The organism is Bradyrhizobium sp. NBAIM03, assembly GCF_020194055.1.
Taxonomy (GTDB): Bacteria; Pseudomonadota; Alphaproteobacteria; order Rhizobiales; family Xanthobacteraceae; genus Bradyrhizobium; species Bradyrhizobium yuanmingense.
Map to the genome: position 1 here is coordinate 1 of NZ_JADYVS010000066.1, position 4,049 is coordinate 4,049.

Annotated in this window: 7 protein-coding genes; 3 read left to right on the forward strand and 4 right to left on the reverse strand. The window is 66.4% G+C overall.

What is annotated here, in order from left to right; translation table 11 throughout:
- A partial coding sequence (locus tag I6F21_RS37250) for a hypothetical protein (RefSeq protein ID WP_225184333.1) occupies window positions 1–1,154 on the forward strand: 1,154 nt, incomplete at its 5' end.
- Between the two features lie 120 nt (window positions 1,155–1,274).
- On the opposite strand, the gene I6F21_RS37255 is transcribed toward I6F21_RS37250, so the two are convergent.
- The 3 genes from I6F21_RS37255 to I6F21_RS37265 all read right to left on the reverse strand — a co-directional run bounded on the left by I6F21_RS37255 (window position 1,275) and on the right by I6F21_RS37265 (window position 2,297).
- The gene (locus I6F21_RS37255) at window positions 1,275–1,547 is read right to left on the reverse strand and encodes a hypothetical protein (RefSeq protein WP_036022099.1); all 273 of its coding nucleotides are present in this window, start codon (window positions 1,545–1,547) and stop codon (window positions 1,275–1,277) included.
- A gap of 252 nt (window positions 1,548–1,799) precedes the next feature.
- Window positions 1,800–2,018 carry a hypothetical protein gene (locus tag I6F21_RS37260; RefSeq protein WP_035998908.1) on the reverse strand — a complete coding sequence of 73 codons (219 nt, stop codon included), beginning with the start codon at window positions 2,016–2,018 and terminating at the stop codon, window positions 1,800–1,802.
- A gap of 36 nt (window positions 2,019–2,054) precedes the next feature.
- Window positions 2,055–2,297, reverse strand: a complete 243-nt coding sequence (locus I6F21_RS37265) for a hypothetical protein (RefSeq protein ID WP_035998910.1) — start codon at window positions 2,295–2,297, stop codon at window positions 2,055–2,057.
- A gap of 143 nt (window positions 2,298–2,440) precedes the next feature.
- On the opposite strand from I6F21_RS37265, the gene I6F21_RS37270 reads away from it, so the two are divergent.
- Together I6F21_RS37270 and I6F21_RS37275 are read left to right on the forward strand one after the other, a co-directional pair.
- Entirely contained in the window at window positions 2,441–2,866 is a 426-nt protein-coding gene (locus I6F21_RS37270) for a DUF5413 family protein (protein ID WP_035998913.1), read from the forward strand.
- 58 nt (window positions 2,867–2,924) lie between these two features.
- Window positions 2,925–3,467 carry a DUF4112 domain-containing protein gene (locus I6F21_RS37275; RefSeq protein WP_085968721.1) on the forward strand — a complete coding sequence of 181 codons (543 nt, stop codon included), beginning with the start codon at window positions 2,925–2,927 and terminating at the stop codon, window positions 3,465–3,467.
- Between the two features lie 237 nt (window positions 3,468–3,704).
- Here the strand turns inward: I6F21_RS37275 and I6F21_RS37280 are convergent, their stop codons facing one another.
- Window positions 3,705–3,998 (reverse strand): hypothetical protein, encoded by a 294-nt coding sequence (locus tag I6F21_RS37280; protein ID WP_024337713.1) that lies wholly within the window; start codon window positions 3,996–3,998, stop codon window positions 3,705–3,707.
- Window positions 3,999–4,049: the final 51 nt, after the last annotated feature.

Sequence of the window (4,049 nt, forward strand, 5' to 3'; positions counted from 1 at the left end):
GCCCACCTGGCCCCGCCGCCCCGCCGCCGGAGCCGCCGGCCGGCCGCGATCGCCAGGGTGGGCGGCGTCCGCCCGACGTCGGCCCGCCGCCGCCGCTGCCGTCCTCACCCGGCGTGCGCGGCTTCCGCGACATCACGGCCGACGCCAACGATCTCGGCGGTGCCGCCGCGCAGGCCAGCCGCGCCGCGCGCCGCACCTACGCCAACGTGCCCTCGCCCTCGCCGGAATTCGACCGGCTGGAGCCGAGCCTGGAAAACCGCGCCGGCGAGACCGAAGCGCCCTATTCCTACGACGAGTCGATCGAGGAGGCCGAGCGCTACGCGCCGCAGCCGCCGTCGCCGCGTCCGCGCATCGCCCCCGATCGCGACGTCAAGAAGCGCGCCCGCACCGGCTCCGCCTTTCCGTTCAAGAGCGCGATTGCCGTCGGCATCGTGCTCATCCTGGTCGGCGCCGGCATTCTCTGGGGCAAGCAACTGGTCCAGATCGTCAACGGCTTTCTCAAGCCGTCCGCGACGCAAGTTGCTGACACGCCGACGACGCCGGCGCAGCCGCAGAGCAAGCCCAAGATTCCCGATCGCGTCGGTCAGCCCTCGGCGGACCAGCCGGTCGCGCCGGTGGCGCAGAAGGTCGTGCTCTACGACGAGGATCCGTCCGATCCGAAGGGCAAGCAATATGTCGGCTCGGTGGTGTGGCGGCTCGAGCCGATCAAGGCCTCGGGCAACCAGAAGGCCGATGTCGCCGTGCGCGCCGACATCGAGATTCCCGACCGCAAGTTCAAGATGACGATGTCGTTCCGCCGCAACACCGATTCCTCGTTGCCGGCGAGCCACACGGCGGAGCTGACCTTCATCCTGCCGCAGGATTTCCCCGGCGGCAGCGTCTCCAACGTGCCGGGCATCTTGATGAAGTCGAACGAGCAGGCCCGCGGCACGCCGCTCGCCGGCCTCGCGGTCAAGGTCACCGACGGCTTCTTCCTGGTCGGCCTCTCCAATGTCGATGCCGACCGCGCCCGCAACGTCCAGCTCCTGAAGGAGCGCTCCTGGTTCGACGTGCCGCTGGTCTACGCCAACCAGCGCCGCGCCATCATCGCCATCGAGAAGGGCGCCCCCGGCGAGCGCGCCTTCAACGACGCCTTCGCGCAGTGGGGCGATTGAGGCTCTTCTGTCATTCCGGGGCGCGCGTAGCGCGAACCCGGAATCCATTTCACCGCGTACATGCCGCCCGATGGATTCCGGGCTCGTGCTTCGCACGCCCCGGAATGACGTCCGAGAGGACTACTGCGCCGCGGCTTCCCGCTTGCGCGATGCCGCGGCGGCTGCGTGCTGGCGGTCCATCACGGCGCGGCAGCCGGGGCTGACCTGCGCCTTGTTCCGCACCATGCAGGCGGTGATCCGCGGGATGTCGGGAATCTCGCTGGAGCACAGCCGCATGGCGTCACCCGAGCACATCTGCTGGGCTTCTTGCGTGAAGGCGAAACTGGGTGAGGTCTGGAGAGCGAAGGTGGTGGCGACTGCGAAGAGCGAAGCGATGGTCTGAAGGCGTGTCATGTGGAATGGATCCCCGAGTTCCCTTAAGGCTTGAGCCGCTTGGTTTTGGGGCGCCGCACGCGGCTTGATCTGCCGCATGTCGCAGCCTTCACATCGGGAGCTTCGATCCCGCGTGTGGTCGCTCGACTTCTTGATGCTCGAATCGAAAGTGCTGCGCCGCCCGAGCGAAGTATGCGCCATTGTCACGCGCCCGCAATGGCCGGCACAAAGGAATTCGCAATTGTTGCACGCCAGTCACGTCGCGCGATCGGATCAGCCGATCGGAGACGCTTGTTCCTCATCGCTCGCGCCGAGAGCGGCGGCGTGCTCCTCGACAGCGGTAACGCCCTTGGGCGTCAGCTCGAACAGATCGCCGTCCTTCATCACGTAGCCGTCGGCGATCAATTGCCCCATCTTGCCCTGCGGGTCGTCGGCAAAGGCAACGGATTGGCTGATGTCCCGCAGGATCGAGAGCTCTTCGTCGTGCAACATGGCGTCACTCTCCGTTCGCGGGTTATGGGTCCGTCCTCACATGCCGTGGCTCTGAAACACCTTGCTGCAAGACTTGGACAGCTTGGCCCTGTTGGCTTGCAGGCAGCCTTGCACTGCCATCTCGTTGCCAAGGTCCTTGCGGCAGAAACGCTGAGCGTCTCGCGTGCAGGCCTGCCGCTCCTGCGGCGTGCCCATCTGACCTTGGGCCAGCGCGGGTGCCGTCGGCAGGCTGCTCAAGGCCGCCAGCGCGATCGTCGCCAGGAGAAATTTGCGGGCCATCGGCGGCTCCAGTCTGCCAGGGGTCAATTCAGGTCCAGCATGAACTCATCGCCTTGCCACTTGTTCCCCTTAAAGGAGCCCGGCGCCCGCTGTTCAAGGTTCCCGCTGCGCTGCTATAACGCCTGCAGAGTGTGAGGTGCTTGATGAAACGCTATCTGGTATTTGCGCTGGTCGTCCCATTCATCGGCGGGTTCCTACTGCTGCTGACGACGACCTACCAGTCCGGCTATTGGGCCCAGACCAACCTCGGCGAGGTCGGCAAGCTGTTCGCGGTGTTCTTCAAGACGCTCCAATACAGCTACCTGTTCGGGTTCTTGCCTGCGCTGATGATCGGCGCAGTCGATGACATCCTGATCCACATCCGCCGGATCGGGCCGGTCTTGCGGATGCTCCTGGTCGGCCTGTTCGCCTTCGCTCTGGCCTCGCTCACCCACAGCTCGCGCGGGCCGGATTCGGGCGCGGTGCAGTTCATCCTGTACGGGCTCGTCGGTTTCGTGCCGGCGGTGATTTCATCCTGGCTGGTGCATCGCTACGTCGAGGAGCCGCAAGCCGCGCCGGTGCCGACCTGACGCGCGGCGTTCGGGCGCGGCCGCAACCTCCGCCGCGCTGGCGCGTTCACTGAAGGCCATGGCCATGCAAGACGACGACATCCTCGCTCCGCGCAAATCCCGTTCCGGGAGCGGCTCGCATGCGCGCTTTTCGCGCGATGAGGCGCGCGGCCCGATCATCGACCAGGACGGCCACGAGATCAGGCCGGAAAGCCTGGAGCAGGGATTTCGCGAGTTTCGTTTCGAGTTCGGTCAAGGCAGCCCGTTCGGCAATCTGACGCGCGAGCAGCGGATCGCGCGGCTCGAGGCGATCGCCAAGCTGCTCGACGTCGCCTTCATCCTGCCCGGCACCAACATCCGCTACGGCATCGACGGGCTGATCGGATTGGTTCCCGTCGTCGGCGACGTCATCACCACCGCGATCTCGCTGTGGCTGGTGCGCGAAGCCCGCGCGCTGGGCGCGCCCTGGCACATCACGGCGCGCATGCTCGGCAATGTCGCGGTTGACGGCGTGGTCGGCCTCGTCCCGTTCGCGGGCGACGCCTTCGACGTCATGTTCCGCGCCAACACGCGCAACGTCCGCCTGCTCCAGCGCTGGCTGGAAAAGCAGCCGCGGATGTAGCCTGGCTGAGAGCGCTCGCCGCGAGTCCGACTGGTCGACAATGCGCTCGATCTCCCTGCGTCGTCATTGCGAGCGCAGCGAAGCAATCCAGAATCTTTCCGCGGAGGGACGCTGGATTGCTTCGCTGCGCTCGCAATGACGGATGAGAGATAGCGGGTGAAAGCCCCCAAACACAAAAGGCGCGACGACCTTTCGGCCATCGCGCCTTCTGCGCACATCGAACTTTGTTGCGAAAGCTTACGCCGCGTCGGCGTCGGTCTCCGCGGCCGGGGCCGGCTTGGGCCGGCGGGGCAGCGGGAAGGCATCGCTCTCGTACAGCGAGCGGATGCCGTTCTGGTCGAAGCGCGCTTCCTCGACCTGGAGATAGGCGCCGTTCAGCGAGTCCGTCGGCAACTGCTCCATCGCGAACTGCACGGCCTCGGCCGCAGTGCCGAACCGCCGATAGGTGAAGCCCGCGCGCTTCTTCTTGCGGATGGCGGCGGGGAAGAGTTCGGCGGAGGTGTTGAAGTTGAACGGACGCAGTGGACGCATGGTCAAAGACCTCGTGATCTTCTCTGGGGCTTTAAGCGCGTGGGGTTGGGG